The organism is Helicobacter sp. 23-1048 (assembly GCF_053654545.1).
Window position 1 is genome coordinate 49,959 of record NZ_JBSIUT010000002.1, and the last position, 19,026, is coordinate 68,984.

Here is a 19,026-nt window from a genome sequence, read left to right on the forward strand (position 1 = left end):
TAGATTTGCGTGGTTTTTGAGATTCGCACCACATTCACGCGAATCTAAAACACAGATTCACGCTAGATTCACGCGCAAATCAATCATCAACGCCTTCACAACCATCAGAATCTCTATCAAAATCACACTCATCTAACTTTTTAAGCTCTTTTAGACTCATTCTTTTTATGTGGCAGCTCCAATGATTTTTTTTGCAAGATTCATAGCCGTTGCGACAGAAGTTTTCGCAATCTTTGGCAAAGTAATGCTTTGCTTTTGTCAAATCTTTTTTGACTTTTTCCCCGCCTACGATTTTGCCAAAAAGATAGATTCGCCCCAAATCCCCACAACCTTCGCCCAAAACACACGCCTTGTCATAATAATGCAAAGCCTGTTTTTGGCTAATAATCTCACGCATACCAAAGTTATCAATTTCCTCTCCCTCCTTGCGCTCATCGTAAAAATATCCAAAACTTAGACAAAGCCCAGCATTTTGCAAATCCTCACAACCCACCTTAAAATAATCCAACACAAATTGTTTTTTGGTATTTGCCTCATCATCAGTTTTGCTTTCCAAATGCGCAAGCGTTACAAGGGGAACAATCTCGTCCCTATGGAGAAACCCCTTGTGTTTATAAGTGTCTGTAAGCATTAAAGCCACCTTTTTGCCATACTGCCTTGCCAGCGTATAGTTTGATTTAGGCTTATAGCTATAATAAAAATACGCCAGATATTCACAGCTTTGTTGGCTACCCAAATCACAGCCTTTTTTGGCTGCGTTTTCAAATTTACGCGGATAGATTTTATCAGCTTGGCTTTCATAAGTGTCCTTGCCAAAGTCATAATAGCGTTTTCTGTCCTCAGTCAAAAATTCATAAAAATTTGAAACCAGCACACTGCAACTTGTAGCGTTATTGTCATCGCACTCTTTTTCGTGCATAGCTATAAGCTCATCTCGCCCAGCACACGCACGCTTTGCAATGCGTGAATCCACACCCTCCCAGCGACAAAATGCATCTAACTTTTCAATGTAATCAAAGTTTTCCTCTTTGCTTTTTTGCACATAGATAGCCACATATTTTTCTATCAATTTGTCGCGCTGTATGCAGGCTTTGGGTAGATTTCGCTTACATATTTCATCAAACTCTCTTACAAATTTCCCCGCACCAAAATACTCATTAAACTGCTCCTCCCTTATCAATTTGACTTTTTGATACTCAAAACAAGCATTTGTGTTCTCTTCATAACTTCCATAACACAATTTGCTAAAAAACTCCTCTACATCATATCTTTCACAAGAAATACCACTCTCATCTTCTTGGCACTCTTTAAACACCATACCACGACCACGCTTTGCTAACTCTGCCACTGACTTAGTCAAATGCTCACAAGCACTATCTGGTGTATTTACCTTGCACGCCCTTGCATAGTGCAATATCGCCTTTTCTAAATCATCTTTTTCCTCTAACTGCGCGAGTTTGAAACACTGCGAATCGTCTTTTTGCTTTTGCTCTGCGCTTCTGTTATCATCGTTATAAACGCTATAATAGCATTGATTATACAGCTCCTCTTTGTCTGCACAAGCACAAAAGGCTATGACAAACAACAAAAACACGATATTTTTTTGCATTTCTCACGCTTCCTTTGAATCGAAAAATTTAAAAGTGTGATTGTAGCGAAATTTTGTGCGTTTTAGATTCACGCGAATCTAACACAGATTCGCGCCTTTATCAAATCTAAAATATCCATTTATTTATCTTTTCTCCGCATTGTGCCAAAATATGATATGCCCCACGACAATGTCAAAAAGAATAGCAAAATAGGCAAAGTCCATATTAGACTTACGCTAAAAATATATCCACAAATCCAAATCGCGCTCTCATCTGTGAATCTATTTCTCATTCCAATATCATCATAAATAGCAAGGCAAAATGGCACAAAACAAATGGCACACCAAAGCACAAAAATTACCATTTTGCGTCTTGCAAATAGTGTGGTTGCAAGCATTACAAAAAGCTCACACGCGATGATTTCTTCGCCCCGCATTTAGAATCCCAATAAAATATCTATAATCTTTAAAAGCGCAATTTTAGCGAAATTCATATTTGAGATTTTTGCCATTTAGGATTTGGAGCATTTTACTATCTTTGCATTTTCTGGCGATTGCAATCGCGCTTTGTCCTTTGTTATTTTGCGCGTTTGGATTTGCGCCTTTTTTGATAAACAATCTTGCAATATCATATCGCCCTACATTCTCCACGCCCTCTTCCTCATAATAATGATATGATAAATCCTCACAATTATCTATCACTGCTCTTATAAGCGCGGTATTGCCCTCATCATCTTTTAGATTCACATTTGCACCTTGCTTTATGAGCCACTCATTTATCTCAACATCCCAACTTTGCATTAGCACACTCTTCCTAGAATCATTTGCAGCATTGATATTTGCACCATTTTTTAGCAAAAATGCAGCCATATTTTTATCGCCATTTTTTACCGCTTCAAAAAGCGGTGGCTTACTTTTTCTATCCCCATTTAGGACGATTGACATTTGCGCCTTGTTTTATCAGCAACTTTGCAATGTCATAATGTTTATGGCTCACAGCGATACTAAGCGCGGTGTGGTTATTATAATAATCCACAAAGTCAATCTCTGCACCATTTTCTAGCAAAATCATAACCAAATCTATGCGCCCCAAATATGCCACACGCCACAGCGGGGAAAATTCTCTATCTAGCGCATTTGGACTCATTCCTTGTGCTAGTAGAAACCTAAACATTGCTTCATCGCCAAATTCCACTGCTTTAATCGTAATGTCGTTATTAAAAATCTCTTGTGCATTTTGTCCTTGCGCTTTTTTATTTTCAATAAGTAGCTCTGCCATTTTTATGTCGTTATAAAAAATCGCAATGCCTAGTGGTGTGTAAGCCTGCCCAAAAAACCCGTGAAAAATCCCATCATAAAAGGCGCATTGTCTGCACGACATAGGTTGGCAGAATGCTTTGGCGTATTTGGGCGCAAGTTTAGAGTGAAGTAGCTTTTGTGTTTTTTTGTAATTGCGCGAAATCACGGCATCAAAGAGTGCTTGATAGTCCGTCTTATCGCCACGATAGCCCTCGTTAAATTTATTGCAATCTTTGAGTAAATCTATAAAACGCGATTCTGCATAGCGCAATACTTCTTGCTCACTCTTATTAGATAACATTTGTATTTCTTTTTCTGTGAAAATATTTGGCTCGGCGAACGCCACTTGTGCGCTAAAAATTGCCATAATTGCTAATCCTAAAATTTTACCTACATTTTGCATTTCTCACACTCCGTTTAAAATTTAAATTTTAAAAAGTGTGATTGTAGCAAAAAATTTATGCGTTTTAGATTCGCGTGAATCCTGTCAATCTATTCTCATTCATAATCACCAAACACGCCACAAAATCTAGCAATTTTAAACATTACAAATAATGCAACGCTCCAACATATATGCCACCAAAGCACAAACTCTACAAGAAAAATCAACTTTGCATAATCATTGCTATATGCCACTATGCCCATAATGCAAAGTGTAAGCGCAACAATACAAAAAATAAACTTTTGAATCTTCATGCTTTTGAAGCGCATTATGAAGAATTGCGCCACCAAAGCACATATTGCGCTAAAAATAGCATATAATGGCACTTTAAAAATCAAAAAATATAGCAAAAATATTATAATTGCACCACACGCGCCTTTGTAGCTCTTATCATAGCTGACAAAAATAACCGCACTCACAAATCCGCAACATATCGCCAAAATATCATATATAATGGAATGGTGGTTTGATTCAAATGGTGCGAATCTCGCGCCTACAATCACAATGGCAAAACACAAACTAGCAAAAATTATGCTATAAATTTTATATGATATTTTTTGCATTTGAATCCTTTGTATTGTTTTAGATTCGCGTGAATCGCGCCTAATGTTGCTGATATTTTTTTCTATACAATTCACGCAATGAATCAAGCAAGATACGCACTTCGTTACCTTTTGAATCTAAGCGCAACACTTCCCACCATAAAAATCCATTTAACCGCTCTGCCTTAACGCCTTTAAGTTTCGCACAAAGTGAATGAATGTCGAAAATCTCGCCATTATATTCTAATCTACCATTTGCGGTAAGGTTTGCGCTTTTATCGCTACCTTTGATATAGAGTGTCTCGCCCACTTGCAACAATCCGCATTCTATCAAATCCACAAGATTCACACGCAAGGGCTTTTCATCAAACTTCGCCCTTGCAATGTCGCTATTTTTAAATACTATGCTATCTATGCGCTTTTGCCCTGCATTGATATACTGCTCGTTTTGCTCGCACATTATGTAGTTTCGCCCAAGTTTCTTTGCCACTGACGCAGTTGTCATACTGCCACCAAAAGGGTCTAACACAATGTCGCCCAAATTACTACTAATAGCGATGATTTTATACAGCAAGGCTTCGGGCTTTTGTGTGCTATGAAGTTTTTCGCCACGCTCATTTTTTAGTCGCTCTGCCCCACTACATACAGGGATTTTCCACACTGAACCAAGCTGTTTTCGCACGCCTTTGGTAAAATCAACAATGTCGCTATTTAACTCTTTTGCGGTTTTGTAGTGAAAGGTGTAGCGACTTTTTTTGCTTTTTGTCGCCCAAATGAGTGTCTCGTGGGAATTATTTAGGCGTGTCCCCATAAAGTTTGGTGTGGGATTGCTTTTGTGCCACACAATGTCATTGATAAACCAAAAGCCCAAATCCTGCATAATCCCACCAATCGTATAAATGCACTGCATTGCGCCGATAATCCAAATACTACCATTTGGTTTTAAGATACGCCGACACTCCGTAAGCCACGCACGAGTAAAGTCGCTGTAATCTTGTGTCGAGTTAAATTGATTATCCCATAAATCATCACACCCACTAAAATCACTACCCTCAGGGCGTTTGAGAGTTCCCTCCACACGCATCCAATACGGCGGGTCGGCAAAAATTAAATCAATGCTATCATTTGGGATTGCCTTTAATAATTCCAAACTATCGCCGTGTAGGATTTGGTTTAGGGGGAGAATTTGGGATTTGAGATTCATAGTTTTTTATGCGGTATCTCTAATCGCTCTAATATTTTCTTAAAATCCGCTAATGAATTTTTATTATTTTTTAATTCCAAAAATTCTATATTTAAAGATTTTAATTGATTTTTATTTTGTGTGCTTAAAGTGTTGGCAATAAATATATTTGTGTCTCTTGCTATTACGGCATCCGCGGATTCGGGATTTCCTTTGCCCATTAGTTTTACTTCCACTCTATAAATTTTGCTTTTATCAATATTGAAAAGTTTAAAATCCACTTCTCTATCAAAATCTAATTCCCCGTCTTTCTTAAAAATATCTGCGTTTATAAAATCTTTTGGCACTCCGCATAAACGACATAATTCCAACATTAAAGGTTTTTCTACTCTTTTTCCAATACTGCTCCAAGCTCCGCCACGCAAAGCAATTTTCTTTGTGGCAAGAGCGTTTATAACAAGCAAACTTTCGCTTAAATTTAATTCAACGCTAATATTTTTATAAGAAATTTTTATGCTAATTCCTATATTTTGCGTTTCGTTTCCAAGGGAATCTAAAATAGACTCCAAATAATCAATATTACTATTTGCGACATTTATCATAATTTCTTTTGTCGCGCTTCCGTAAATATTGCTAACCGTCTTTTTATTCATTCCCGCAAAAATCGTCGCGTCATCGGGTTTGATTTTCTCATTGTTAATAAAATTCTTTTTATACCAATCTAAATTTATATTTGTGTCGTTCATTTTTGCATTCAAAATTTTCTTAAAAAATTCCAAAGCGAAATCTAAAAATTCAATATTGATTGCGTTAATGACTTCCTCTCTATAATCTTTCCCGCTAATAAGTTTATCTATTGTTTGTTGAATTATTATTTCATTAAATTTCATAAAAACCGCTCTTTTTTAATTTGTCGCAATATTCTTTATTTTGTTCGCAAAGCAAAGGCGTTCTATTCATTTTTATAGCGACTTTTCCAAATGTCCCGCTTCCTGCAAACGGGTCGCATACAATATCGTTTTCAAAAGAATAATATTTTAAAACCTTCTCGCAAAGTTCGGAGGGAAAAACCGCGGGGTGATTTTTGTCAGATTTTGGCGAAATATACCAACAATTTGTAGAATCGATTTGCTCGTCATTTTTAAAATTTTTATCATACATTTTAATATTTTTATCAAGTAGAAAAGGCGAATTTTTGCGATAAACCATAACGCTTTCCGTAATGCAATTTGGCTTATAACTTAATGGCTTTTTAGTTTGCAAATATCCCGCTATTCTATTTGGGACGGAATACTCGGGCTTTATCCAAATAATTTCATCAATAAAATAAAATCCAGCTTCTTGTAAAATTTTATGAAAGTCAAAATGTATTGGATAGCGAATCGATTCAAATTCTCTTCCCGCTCTTTTTGTAATCACGGGCGAAACATTGATAAGTATAAATCTTCCATCTTCTAAAATTCTATGACATTGTTTTAGACTTTCAAGCATAGAATTTAAATATTCCTCATAACTTTTATAGTCGCTGTAAATTCTCGCGTTATAATATGGCGGAGAGGTAAAAATTAGTTGAATTTGTTTGTCGTGGATTTTATCAAGTGTAGTTCTGTTATCGCCGATTAAAAGTGATGGCTTTGTAATTTGTTTTTCTTGTGATTTTATGTTTTGTCGTTGTTGCTTAAACTCGTAATATTCAAACATTTTTTGCATAACTTCGTTGTTATAATGCGCCAACATTTTATCACGCAAAATTTTAAATCGCTCATCATCTTTTGCCTTATATAACGCCGTGCGAAACATTTGATACACAACTTCCATATAATGACTACCAAACGCTTCTTTGGCTAAAAATTCATAGATTTTGTCATTATTTTTTTGCCTACCGATAGATGAGGCAATCTCTCTTTTTAGCTCGATTTCAAAATCCTCATAAAAAAGTTTTAGCAAATTTTCAAGGTTATTTTCACTGCGCTCTAATCCAAGTTTTTTGATTGATTCTAATGTGATTTTTGGCTTTTGGATTGTTGTTATGAAATCCAAAGAAATAGATTCGGCGGTAGAATGCGTAGAATCGCTATAATCAAAAAGCGCGTTTGTCATCTTATATCCTTGTAATTTTTTTTGTATTTTATCGCATTTGACATTATTTTTCTTTTAAAATTCAGATTCACACTACCACAAACCACACATTAGAAAAAATGCCGTGATATTACATTAAAGATTACGACAAACACAAGCCACAAAAAAAGTGTCTTTTTGCTTAAACTTTTATAATCTTTGAAAAATCCACCCAAACCGCCAATCCACATATTTACTATCCACAAAACTGCGACAATAGCCACAAATACCCCAATTAAAATCAATAAATTAAACAAAGTTTCCATAATTTATCACATTTCACTAGGTAAATCGCGCTTATTTTGTGGGATTATCACCCAAAATCCATAGCCCTTACCGCCTATGCAATCCACATTCTTTGTGGTCGGGGTTTTCCCACCACCAGCGTCCTGCGCGTATGTCCTCGCCATCTTTGATTGCGCGGGTGCATACATTGCACCCGATACTGCTAAATCCTTGTGAATACAGCGCGTTTATGGGGAGATTCGCGCTTTTGGCGTAGTCCCACATTTTGCTATCCTCCCAGTCAAAAAGCGGATTGATTTTTTTGAGTGCGAAGTTTGCGTCATTTTCTATGAGTTTCGTTTCGGCGCGTGTGATGGATTGTGCGATTCTAATTCCGCTAATCCACGCCACTTTCCCACTTAACGCCACTTTGAGTGGTTCGATTTTACGCACGGCACAGCAGTGTTTGCGTTTCTCTACACTCTCGCGCATTCCCCATTCGCCTAACTCATTTTCCAACGCCAAAATTGCCGAATCCTCCGCGCTAAATGCTTTTATCTCAATGTCAAAAAATCGCGCCACCTCCGCTTGATATGCCAAACTCTCATCAAAAAGTTTCTTTGTATCAAGCGTGAAAACTTCCAAATTCGCCCTATTTATCCCCGCTTTTAGCGTCAAATCAAGCGCAATCGTATCCTCGATTTGGTGTGAAAACGCTAGGGCGATTTTGCCCTCGCCAAATCCACCGCTAGAAATTTTGCTAGAATCTCCGCCCAAAACCTCGTCCAAAACCTCGCGCAATCGCGCAATATCGCTATTATATGACATATTCACTCCAAGATTGCTCATCGCTTCGATAAGCTTTAAGATTTAAGAAATTCACATAAATTGTCTCAATGTTTTTGTCGCGAATCTCATTTAGCGTCCCCTTGTCGATTTGTGCTTCTATCACTTGTGCGTCCGTGCCTACGCCGATTTGCACTTCTAAGATAATCCTATCGCCTAAGATTCGATAATGCAGTATTTTGCCCTCGTGTGAGCCATATTTTTTGCTAAATGAGATTTCAATGTCGTGCGGACGGACGAAAAATGTCTGATTTGATTCCTCGTTTGCTCCGCTCTCCGTTACCACTACGCCCTCTTTGATACGCGCTTTAAAAAGATTGACATTGCCTAAAAAGCTATATACGAATGGATTTGCAGGGTGCTCATAGACGGCTTCAGGTGTGCCGACTTGCTCGATTGCCCCAGCGTTCATTATCACAATCTCATCGCTTACTTCTAGGGCTTCCTCTTGGTCGTGCGTTACAAAAATGCTAGTGATGTGAATCTCATCGTGCAACCGCCGAAGCCACTTTCGCAAATCCACGCGCACCTTTGCATCAAGCGCACCAAATGGCTCATCAAGCAACAGCACCTTTGGCTCGATTGCCAAAGCCCTAGCTAACGCCACGCGTTGCTTTTGCCCTCCGCTTAACTCGCTTGGATAGCGTTTGGCAAGAGATTCTAACTGCACCATTTTTAGCAACTCTGCGACTTTGTCTCTTATCGCTTCTTTGCTTGGGCGCGTGGCTTTGGGGCGCACACGCAATCCAAAGGCGATATTGTCAAACACGCTCATATGCTTAAAAAGCGCGTAGTGCTGAAATACAAAGCCTATGCCACGATTTTTGGGGCTTTGGCTTGTGATGTCCTCGCCAAAAAATCGCACCTCGCCACTATCGGCAGATTCAAGCCCTGCGATGATACGCAGTAGCGTAGTTTTCCCACTGCCACTTGGTCCTAAAAGCGCGGTGAGTTTGCCCTCTTGCAAAGTCAAATTGATATTTTTTAGCGCGTGAAAACTCTCAAAGTGCTTACTTAGATTGCGGATTTCTATGCTCATTTTGTCCTTCCTTTATTGTGATTTAGATTCGCGTGAATCTTGCGAATCTTTTGGATTTGTGATTCCAAAATATGCTAACTTTTTCATTTTTTATCCTTTTTGTAAGTATCGCCCCATTCAAATTCTGCGTTATCCCCACACATTGCATAGCAATCAAAATCAAATATCGCCCTATCTCTTGTTGGAATGATACCTTGCGTATTTTTAGTGATTTGCACCTCGCACCTGCTAAAATCCTCGCCATCGCTAATAATGCTCGTTGTCCGCGCATTAGTAGAATCCACAAGGCGGATTTTGCCTTGCAGATTGCATACGCTTTGCCCCGCGCTAGATTCGTAAGCAAAGGCACACAAATTTCCCTCACAGCGCATTATATCAATCCACCCGATATATCCTTCACGCGACAACGCATATCTGCCCTGCCATAGCGAATCTAACTTTTGATTCGCACTAGAATCGCTTGAATCTTGCGTCAAATCTTGTGAATCTTGCGTGGATTCATTGCTAGATTCGCCCGAATCCACGCTAGATTCTTGTTGTGGATATTTTGGATTTATGATTCCAAAATACGCATTGACTTCATCTTCAAACACCACAGTATCTTTTAGCTCTTTGGGCTTTTTGCCTTTTTGATATAGATAAAAATTATATAGCGAATCAAGTCTTGTAATATCTACGCTTTCGTTTGAAAAAACAACCTTTGTGTAATTCACCTTATCTCGTGAAATATACTCGGTTTTTATGCCATTTGCCAAAAGATATTCATCTAATTTATAAGCATACCACATTTCGTCATCTACAATTACATAAAAGTCATCTTCTCCCCATTCTTTTTTAAATCTATTTATTTCATCATCAGTAGCAATCACTTGAATCACGCACTTATCGCAATCCACAATGAAATCTTTGGGCGAATCTTTTTGTGCGGATTTATCTAAATTTGCACTTGAATCCGCGCTAGATTCGTTAGATTCGCCCGTAGATTCGTGTAAATCTTGCGAATCTATTGTTTGTGATTCGCTCGAATCTGTGCTAGATTCAGCTTTTGAATCCTTTGACTCCCCACACGCACTAAATCCCAAAATCGCCACCAAAAATATCAAACTTAATTTTTTCATTTTTTACTACTTCTCCATTGCAAAATTTTAAGCATTTTGTTATCGGGTTTGTATTCGCAACCACAGCCTTCACTTTCAGCTAGTGAAATCGCACTTATTCTTTCTTTATTTTTCATATATGGATTCGCGCCTTTTTGCATAAGCAATTTTGCAATTTCATAAATCTTATCGTTGCCCTTACACTCAGACGACTTAATCTCACAATTCATATTTACTGCTATAATCAGTGGCGTATCGCCATTATCTATATCACGCATATTGACATTGAAATTTTTATTTTTCACCAAATATAGTGCTATGTCAAAACGCCCACTATACACGCTTTTGGCAAATGGACTGCCATTACAATCCGCCGTATTGACATTTGCGCCACTTTGTAACGCTTGCTTTATTGCCTCAATATCGCTTTTTGTTGCCTCCATATCACTTTGCCATATCGCTTCGCATAATAATTGATTTTTGCTTAAATCTTGCGCAGATTGCGAATCGCACGACAATTTTAGCTGTGAGCTGTGGATATAGCCATAGATTGCCTCTTGTGGCTTTTTGGCATTTAGTGGATAGTAAAAGACTTCTAACCATTTATTTTGTGGCAATTTTTCAATCTTTGTATCAGGTGGATAATCCACCCAAAAAATCTCATCATTTTCAGCTCCACAGCGCATATCCTCGCGCTTAATTTGTGCGATGATATTGCCATTTGGCTTATCGCGTAGATTGACAACGCTATCTTTTGAGCCGTATTTAAGCGATATAAACTCTCCGCCGTCTTCGTAATGCTCATATACCTTGCCAAGTGGGCTAAATTCTATAAGCGTAGCATAAGCCTCGTGTCCAACTTTGCTATTCTCATCAAACTCGCCATAAAAGTTATAATCTTTTAAACGCACTTTTGCGCGAATCCCATTTTCGCCTAAATGTTTATCCACAATAGCTTTGGGTAAAAATACTTTTTTGCTATCAATCTTAAGATTCACACCAAAATTTAGTCGTTTAAATGTGATTTTACTGCAATCCCATTTTTGCGCCCTATCATCAAATACACCACCATTAATACCACTAGCATCGCAATAGCTATAATACAAAAAAGGCAAATCCAAATTCCTATCAGGGTAAAAGCGCGTTTCAAAAATATTTTCTTCCTCTTCGTTATTATACGCGCTTACAACCACGCCTGTAAGCTCCACTTCGCCACTAAAACAGCCAAGATTAACTCTTATAGATTCATTATCCATACAGGGTTTATGTTTGAGCGTGTTTTTACTCATCACGCCTTTATTACTTAAATGTGGCTCACAGCCATTGCAAAAGTCGGGCGGAAAAGCAAACGCCACTTGTGCCAAAAGCCCCGCTATCAAAAATATCAAACCTAACTTTTTCATTTTTTATCGCTCCATTATAAATTTTATCATATCTCACACTCTGCCTCATAATCCGCCACATCAAGCTGTGATTTGTGTATATAGCCCACAATCGCGTCATTTGCGCTTTTTGCATTAGGTGGGAAATATATCACGCGCACCCATTTATCGGGGTTTTTGAGATTTTTGAGTTTGACTAAAAGTTTTTCGCTTTCATTAGTAGCCCAATCTTTTTGCTTCCAATCAATTATCTTTGAGAGATTCATATCAATTAGCCAACTCCATTTTTCTACTTCTATCTCATTTATTTTGACGCTTTTATCGCCATTGCAAGTGTATTGCCAATGATTATGCGCCAAAATAAACTTATCCTTTTTATAGATTTTTGCTAAAACCTTGCCATTTGGCTCATCGCGTAGATTCACAAAGCTATCTTTTGTTTTGAGATTTATGCTATATTGCTCGTATTCTCGCGGATTAAAGGGATTTTCATTGATTTTTTTATTGATTGTAAAATTATTGACATAAAAGATATTATCAGCCCCACCATAATATTTTTGCAACCTTATCATAGCCAAACCCTTTGTATCCACGATAGAAGTGCGGTCTTCGCTCACATTGGTAATCATATTGCCTAGTATGCGTGTGCCTTGCTTTGTGCGCTTATCGAAATTAAAATCAAATTCTATCTCAAAGCTAACACTACCGCTTAAACCTTGTTGATACCATTTTGGCAGATTATCATAGATAAATTTCGTATTTTTTAAAAAGCCCTCGCTATCATTCATCACGAAAAATCCCACTCTCTTTTTGGCTAAAAAGTCCAAATTCTTATCATAAGGCTCAAATTCTAAAAAGCCATCATCGCTAGAGAATGAGTCGCTCCATAAAGTTACTTTGCCCTTTATATGCAAGGGCTTATTTACACGATAAAAGCAGTGTCTTACCACATATCCAGCTTGTGTATATGGTGCAAAATAACAGCAAGTATCTCTAGGGTCTCCAGAGCCACCACTGCAAGATGATTTATCAAAGGGCGAAAAGAGTTTTTTAGATTCTTCAAAGCGTCTTTTGCACTCCGCTTGACTTGAATCTTTAGGGCAGTCAATCAAAAATCTATGCCAAAAGCTTTGATTTGCGGGGTTTTCTTTCATTGCTTTTAGCTCTGCCCTGCATCGTGCCAAAGAACCTGCCGTGTATTGCTTAACCCTTTCATTAGTTATACCCTCATTGCTTCTACGCAAATCCGCTTCAGCTTCAGCGACTTCATCGCACCAATAGCTATATGCCTTGTCATAGTCGCTAAAAGCCACTTCAGATTCGGGATACGCATAATCCCAACTCTTTGCAACTCTCTCACTAACAATATGTGGCAAATCGCTTGAGTGAATCTCTGTGCTTTGATATGGGATATAATACGAATTATTTGGCAACGCCGAATCTTCATCATACCCAAACGCCACTTGCGCTAAAAGCCCCGCTATCAAAATCGCCAAACCTAACTTTTTCATTTCACTGCCTTTTAATCACACGAGATTTTAAGCTGTGAGCTGTGGATATAGCCAAAAATTGCCTTGCTAACATCAACAAAATCAACATTTCTATCTTTCATAATCTCTATGTTAGGTAGATAATACACCTTTAACCATTCTTTTTTACCCCTCATAAGTCGCTCTAGCAATTCATCGTTTCTATCCACGAGATAAATCCTGCCTTTTTCTTTGCCACATTTCATATCTTTGGCGTATATTTTAGCGATAACCTTACCATTTGGTTTCTCACGCAGATTCACAAAGCTATCTTTTGAATTGTAGTGCATTGTAAGCAGACTAAATCCACTGCCTATATCATCTTTAAAATGATTATATTTGCCCAAATAATAGCAATCGTGTCTGTCATCTACACAATCTTCCCATTCATAATATCTATGTATGTAAGATTGTATATATTCCGCATTTGCAAAGGGTGTAGCCTCTATAAGCGTGGCTTCTGTATATAAATCATTATTCATTTGTCCATATTTATGCAAATATTTATAATCTTTTATTTTTATTGTTGCCATTATGCCTACGCCACCAAAAGTGCGCTTTTGCAATGGCTGTGGCAAAAGAGTATTATCAGCTGTAAGCAAAACCGCTTCAGCTGAACTAGGCTTACCAAACCACCGAGCAGGCAAGTGAAAATTCTTATCCAAGACGATATACGCTATATCACCAAACTTCGTTTCCTCACGCACTAACATACCGCTTACTTCTATTTCGCCTTCAAAGCAAATATAACCCTCTTCTAAATCCTCTTTGCTTTGGCACTTTATCTCTTTTAATTTGCTTTCGGCGTTGTTTTCAATGGGTGCTTGTGTGTTTTGTTTTAGCTTATCTTTCCACTCTGCATATACCCAACCATCAAATCCACCGCCAAAGAGTTGCACACCACTTAAAAAAGCTACAAACGCTATGATTTTTACCATTTTGACTAACTTTTTCATTTTTTTGCACTCCATTATTTTGATTTAGATTCGCGTTTTAGATTCACGCGCGAATTATAGCAAAAACTCTATGCGTTAAAATTCACACCAAATTCACGCGAATCTCAAATCACAGATTCACGCGAATCTTGCAAATCCATTATGCGTTTAATTAAAAATACTCTCATCTAAATTTTCAAACTCTTTTGGGCTCATTTTTTTTATGCGACAACTCACGCTTCCATAGCACACTTTATCGCCATCATCATTAACGCTACATTTATAGTCATCGCCACCATTATCGCAAGCCTTAGTAAAGTAGCGTTTGGCTTTGGCTGAATCTGGCTTTACTTCATCACCGCCCACGATTCTACAACAAAAAAGATAAATGTGTGCCAAACTCTCACAACCCACACCCAAAGCACACGCCTTATCATAGTAATGCAAAGCTTGTTTTTGATTGACAATCTCAGGCATACTATAATTCTCATCATAAGCTTTGGCAAATTTATCGCACACAACGCCACTTTGCAAATCATCACAACCCGCCTTAAAATACTCAAGCATAGCTTGCTTTCGCTCCGCTTTGTCGTTTTTGTCATCAAGATTGGCTTCTATATGCGCCAAAGTAGCAAGATATTCAGCGTCTTTTATGTTAAATTTGCCTTGAATTTTGGCATTTTTAAGCATTAAATGCAGTTTTTTGCCAAATCCCCTTGCCACCGCATAATCTTGCATAGGTTTATAAAAATAATAAAAAGCCGCCCCTTGCATACAGCTTTGAGCATTGCCTAAATCGCAGGATTTTTGCGCTAGGGCTTGAAATTTGGGTGCATAGATTCTATCAACTTCTCTATCGTATCTATCAAAAGGGGGGCTAGATTTCAAATAATCAATGCTCCAATTCACCAACAAGCCATAGTAAAAAGAAGTAAGCATAGCACAGCTTTTAGTGTCATTTATTTGGCAGTCATTTTCGTATTCGCCGATAATTTCATCGCGTGCTGATGATGCCATTTGCAAGATTTTCGGACTTAAAGAACCTGTTTGATAAGAGAGTAAATCCAACTTTTCAACATAATACGAGCCCTTTTCCTCTTTTGGCAATGCCAGCACGGCGCGGATATATCGCTGTGCTGTTTTGTCGTGCTCATCGCAAGATTGGGGAACAATATAACTAAAATTATTACACATACCCCGAAAATCGCGCATAAAATCCCACAAATTACTAGGCGATGGCTCATTTAGCTCACTCAACTCTATCTTTTTAAGCTCAAAACAAGCGACTTTCTTGCCTGATTCGCATAAATGTTGTAACAATTCTTTACTTTTTTGCCTTGCCGATTCGTTATAAGTTGTCGTTTCGCTTTGCGTTGCTGATTCGCTATGACACGCGCTACATACAATCGCTACGAACGCTAATCCTAAAATCTTGCTTAATTTTTGCATTTTTTACACTCCGCTTGAATCTAAAAATTTTAAAAGCGCAATTTTAGCGAAAAATTTATGTATTCGCAGGGTTTGAATCAAAAATGCGTTTAGATTCGCACCACATTCACGCAAATCTAAATCACAGATTCGTGCTAGATTCAAGGCAAAATGGTAATTTTCGTGCCGACTTTGACATTGTCATACAATTCTTTGATTTCATCATTTAGCACCGCGATACAGCCATCACTCCAATCACCCGCAACATAGCTTAACCTACCCAAAAATCCAAGCCCATTTGGCAACCCGTGAATCTTTATATCCCCACCTGCACTCACGCCACGCGCCTTTGCCTGTGCCAAATCCGCGCTATTTGGATAAGAAATGCCTAGATTACGATAAAAACGCGATTTTGGATTTTTGCTATCGATGAGATACTCTCCCTCAGGTGTCTTGCTATCGCCCTCTTGCGTTTTGTGTCCTTGTGGATTGCCACCTAGTGCGATATGATAGGTTTTGGCGACATAGATTTCGCCATTTGTAGAATCTTTTGCTAGCACTTTTAGCGTCCGTGCGCTTTTTTCGACAAGCAATGAATCGATTGCATTGCCTTTGAGCGCAGAATCTAGCGTGTGCGAATCGCTTTGGTTTATGCTTGAAATTTTCGCGTTTATCGCCACCGCGCACAAAACCACAGCACATAACGCTACCGCCACAACGGCGATATATTTTCGCACTATTTGTTCTCTTTTGTGTAGATATCATTATATTTTTCATCTTGAGAGCGCACATAGATAGGAATCCCTAGCTTTGCTAAATCACTTTTGCGCACATAAGGGGGCGAATCTTCGCCAAAATACGCCACTATGTTTTCATCATCGACAAATCTCATCTGTGTAGAATCCACGCTAAGTATGTCAAGCGTGGTTGCGATAGATTCGATAAAGTCAAATCCTTGCGCGGTTTTTTCAAGCACTATGGGCGACTCTGTAGGAAAATCCGCCCGATGATACCACCAGCTAATAACGCCCTTTTGCTTGTCAATAGTGTAGTTATCAAATCTTATGTCGTTGTAATCCCACTCATAATTTGCGCGTTTATATGCTACCCAGCAATTTTGCGTTATGTCTTCATCTTTTGGCAATGGCATTTTCTCATACACGCTCAAAGGGGCGCACTCGTGCGATTCGCCACTTTTTTCATCTGTCAGCGGATTTTCTAGCTTTACCCATTCGCCCACATACATATCGGGCAACTCATCGCTAGACATATATGTAAAGTCCTGCACAGAATGCGGACAAATGCGCTTGTCATCTTTGAAATGTTGCACATAGAGATTGCCCTTTTCATCGCGCAAAAAGCGGAATTTGATTTGCGAATCGCCCTTATGCCCCTTAATATCATCACCCAAAGTAAGCGTCCAAATGCCATTTTCAAAGTCCGCATTTAGCACCTTTTGCTCACTCAAACTTGTGTATTTATTCACATACGCACCATCGCTAAACACCACGCCACGCGCTTTATCAAAGATTCGTATCCCTACATACCAGCCGTCTTTGCCGTTATTTAAATACTCGCCACAATTTATATACTTACCATTATGCTCAAATCCCTCGCTCCACACGGCAAAAAACGCCTTACCCCAAAAGTCGATTTTATCGTTTATAATTTCTAGGGGCTTTGGATTATTATCCAAATAGACTTCATCTAGGCTTAATTGCGCGATTTTGCTTGATTCGTCCGTGTCTTGTGCGCTTGATTGATTTGAATCTATGCTTGAATCTGTGCTAGATTCTACACTAGATTCAACGCTATCATTTGATTTGTTTGAATCTTTGCACCCCACCACAAGCCACACTGCCACTATCGCCACAAATGCCAATCCTAAAATTTTGCTTAAATCTTTCATTTTTCACACTCCATTTTATGATTTATTCCCCAAAATCAATCTGTGATTTATGGATAAATCCCGCTTTTGCGTCCTTTGTTTTGCTCGTATTTGGCGGGAAATAAATCACTTTATGCCATTTTGCTTCTTTGTCATACATATCAATCAATCCTAGCAAACGCGTTTGTGGGAATTTTATTACCAAACTATCACTAAAATCTTTTTTGTAGATTCGCGCTATAATCGCACCATTTGGGGATTCTCGCAGATTTACAAAATCATCGTTTGTTTTAAGTGTCAATGGGCGCACTCCCTGTTCGCTGTATTCTACCAAGTATATTTCCGCATTTTTATCCATTTTTTTGCTTAATTTTTTGATAAATTTAATATTATCAGCGACAAGATAGCTTCCACTGCCACACGCAGAATAGTCCGCTATCAAGGCTATATCTTGCTGTTGAATGTCCCAAACATCGCTTATATACCCGCTCATATTTGCCACTTCAAACTCCACTTCATATTTTACCTCCCCAGCAAATCCATCAAGCAGCCATTTGGGAATCTTTGCTAATACTTCTTTTTGATTGCGCGAAGTGGGCTTTATCTGCAAATTACTATATGCCAAAAATTCCATTTCAGTTGATAGCAAGTCCTCATTTTCAAATGCAGTATAAAAAAATGTATCACAAGCAAGACCGCCATAATTTGTCTTAATAGTAAGTGTGCCTTTTAGCTTAATGGGGACTTTCAAGCGATAGGGACAAAATTTCTCGGCTGTATTGTCAAAGCAAGTCATTCGTGCTACTTTTTGCCCTTTGTCATTTGTGATAATTTCATACCACAAAGGCATAAAGTGCTTTTTGGCAAAAGCGAGTCTTGCCAAAACATCAGGTGAATCATTATAATAAAGAGCTTGGGCTAAAAATTGTAGCCAATATTCATTTTGCTCTTTTTTGATTTGTTCTAATCTTTCTAAGCTAATTTCATCATCTGCCACCGCATTTGCCAAAAAGCAAAGGCATAGAATCACTAAAATTTTGCTTAAATCTTTCATTTCTCACGCTCCGTTATTTTTTCACGCACGATTCTAGCTTATCGGCTAGATTTTGAGGGAATTTTAACTCTACTTCTTTCATAGTATCAATGAGCGTTTTTGTGCCAAAATCGTATTCTACCCAGCCTATCGTGCCTGTGCCTTGAAACTCTTTTGACTCGCTATCAATAAATAGCTTTGCCACAATCTGCGCTTCATTAACGCTATCAAACATAAACGCCACGCTATCTTTAAACGCTTCTACGCTTTTATTATACCCACTCGCCCACATTGCAAAATCAAAGCTACTCTCTTTGACAAGCGAAATAAAAATATCCGCGCATTGCGGAGTTAGCTCATTATCGCTAAAATAATATGTATTTTTTGCATTTGCAAATACACTACACGCAATTAGCAAAACGATGAATCTAAGTATTTTTTGCATTTTTTTA

Annotated in this window: 19 protein-coding genes; all 19 read right to left on the minus strand. The window is 38.2% G+C overall.

Annotation, left to right across the window (positions count from 1 at the left end; translation table 11 throughout):
- Positions 1–79 precede the first annotated feature (79 nt).
- Positions 80–1,609 carry a hypothetical protein gene (locus ACWIWK_RS07025; protein WP_454152090.1) on the minus strand — a complete coding sequence of 510 codons (1,530 nt, stop codon included), beginning with the start codon at positions 1,607–1,609 and terminating at the stop codon, positions 80–82.
- 119 nt (positions 1,610–1,728) lie between these two features.
- Positions 1,729–2,025: a hypothetical protein gene (locus tag ACWIWK_RS07030; RefSeq protein ID WP_454152091.1), complete on the minus strand. Its 297-nt coding sequence runs from the start codon at positions 2,023–2,025 to the stop codon at positions 1,729–1,731.
- 43 nt (positions 2,026–2,068) lie between these two features.
- Positions 2,069–2,533 (minus strand): ankyrin repeat domain-containing protein, encoded by a 465-nt coding sequence (locus ACWIWK_RS07035; RefSeq protein WP_454152092.1) that lies wholly within the window; start codon positions 2,531–2,533, stop codon positions 2,069–2,071.
- On the minus strand, positions 2,508–3,290 hold the full coding sequence (locus ACWIWK_RS07040) for an ankyrin repeat domain-containing protein (protein ID WP_454152093.1): 783 nt from the start codon (positions 3,288–3,290) through the stop codon (positions 2,508–2,510). The genes ACWIWK_RS07035 and ACWIWK_RS07040 overlap by 26 nt, the downstream gene beginning before the upstream one ends.
- Before the next feature lie 95 nt (positions 3,291–3,385).
- Positions 3,386–3,892 (minus strand): hypothetical protein, encoded by a 507-nt coding sequence (locus ACWIWK_RS07045; protein WP_454152094.1) that lies wholly within the window; start codon positions 3,890–3,892, stop codon positions 3,386–3,388.
- 40 nt (positions 3,893–3,932) lie between these two features.
- The gene (locus ACWIWK_RS07050) at positions 3,933–5,021 is read right to left on the minus strand and encodes a DNA methyltransferase (RefSeq protein ID WP_454152095.1); all 1,089 of its coding nucleotides are present in this window, start codon (positions 5,019–5,021) and stop codon (positions 3,933–3,935) included.
- A 50-nt stretch (positions 5,022–5,071) separates the two neighbouring features.
- Entirely contained in the window at positions 5,072–5,944 is an 873-nt protein-coding gene (locus ACWIWK_RS07055; RefSeq protein ID WP_454152096.1) for a CfrBI family restriction endonuclease, read from the minus strand.
- Entirely contained in the window at positions 5,934–7,154 is a 1,221-nt protein-coding gene (locus tag ACWIWK_RS07060; protein WP_454152097.1) for a DNA-methyltransferase, read from the minus strand. The genes ACWIWK_RS07055 and ACWIWK_RS07060 overlap by 11 nt, the downstream gene beginning before the upstream one ends.
- Before the next feature lie 351 nt (positions 7,155–7,505).
- Entirely contained in the window at positions 7,506–8,225 is a 720-nt protein-coding gene (locus ACWIWK_RS07065; RefSeq protein WP_454152098.1) for a phosphoadenylyl-sulfate reductase, read from the minus strand.
- A complete protein-coding gene (locus tag ACWIWK_RS07070) occupies positions 8,215–9,282 on the minus strand; it encodes a sulfate/molybdate ABC transporter ATP-binding protein (RefSeq protein WP_454152099.1) in 1,068 nt (355 codons plus the stop codon). The genes ACWIWK_RS07065 and ACWIWK_RS07070 overlap by 11 nt, the downstream gene beginning before the upstream one ends.
- Positions 9,283–9,365: 83 nt before the next feature.
- Positions 9,366–10,400, minus strand: coding sequence for a hypothetical protein (locus tag ACWIWK_RS07075; protein ID WP_454152100.1), 1,035 nt, complete (start codon positions 10,398–10,400; stop codon positions 9,366–9,368).
- A complete protein-coding gene (locus ACWIWK_RS07080) occupies positions 10,397–11,782 on the minus strand; it encodes an ankyrin repeat domain-containing protein (RefSeq protein ID WP_454152101.1) in 1,386 nt (461 codons plus the stop codon). The genes ACWIWK_RS07075 and ACWIWK_RS07080 overlap by 4 nt, the downstream gene beginning before the upstream one ends.
- 26 nt (positions 11,783–11,808) lie before the next feature.
- A complete protein-coding gene (locus ACWIWK_RS07085; RefSeq protein WP_454152102.1) occupies positions 11,809–13,272 on the minus strand; it encodes a hypothetical protein in 1,464 nt (487 codons plus the stop codon).
- Positions 13,273–13,283: 11 nt separating this feature from the next.
- Complete coding sequence (locus ACWIWK_RS07090; RefSeq protein ID WP_454152103.1) at positions 13,284–14,246, minus strand: hypothetical protein; 963 nt, start codon at positions 14,244–14,246, stop codon at positions 13,284–13,286.
- A gap of 147 nt (positions 14,247–14,393) precedes the next feature.
- The gene (locus tag ACWIWK_RS07095; RefSeq protein WP_454152104.1) at positions 14,394–15,674 is read right to left on the minus strand and encodes a hypothetical protein; all 1,281 of its coding nucleotides are present in this window, start codon (positions 15,672–15,674) and stop codon (positions 14,394–14,396) included.
- Positions 15,675–15,814: 140 nt separating this feature from the next.
- On the minus strand, positions 15,815–16,390 hold the full coding sequence (locus ACWIWK_RS07100) for a L,D-transpeptidase family protein (RefSeq protein ID WP_454152105.1): 576 nt from the start codon (positions 16,388–16,390) through the stop codon (positions 15,815–15,817).
- Positions 16,390–17,562: a hypothetical protein gene (locus tag ACWIWK_RS07105; protein ID WP_454152106.1), complete on the minus strand. Its 1,173-nt coding sequence runs from the start codon at positions 17,560–17,562 to the stop codon at positions 16,390–16,392. Before ACWIWK_RS07105 ends, ACWIWK_RS07100 begins: the two co-directional genes overlap by 1 nt.
- Positions 17,563–17,584: 22 nt before the next feature.
- A complete protein-coding gene (locus ACWIWK_RS07110; protein WP_454152107.1) occupies positions 17,585–18,595 on the minus strand; it encodes a hypothetical protein in 1,011 nt (336 codons plus the stop codon).
- A gap of 13 nt (positions 18,596–18,608) precedes the next feature.
- Positions 18,609–19,019: a hypothetical protein gene (locus ACWIWK_RS07115; protein WP_454152108.1), complete on the minus strand. Its 411-nt coding sequence runs from the start codon at positions 19,017–19,019 to the stop codon at positions 18,609–18,611.
- Positions 19,020–19,026: the final 7 nt, after the last annotated feature.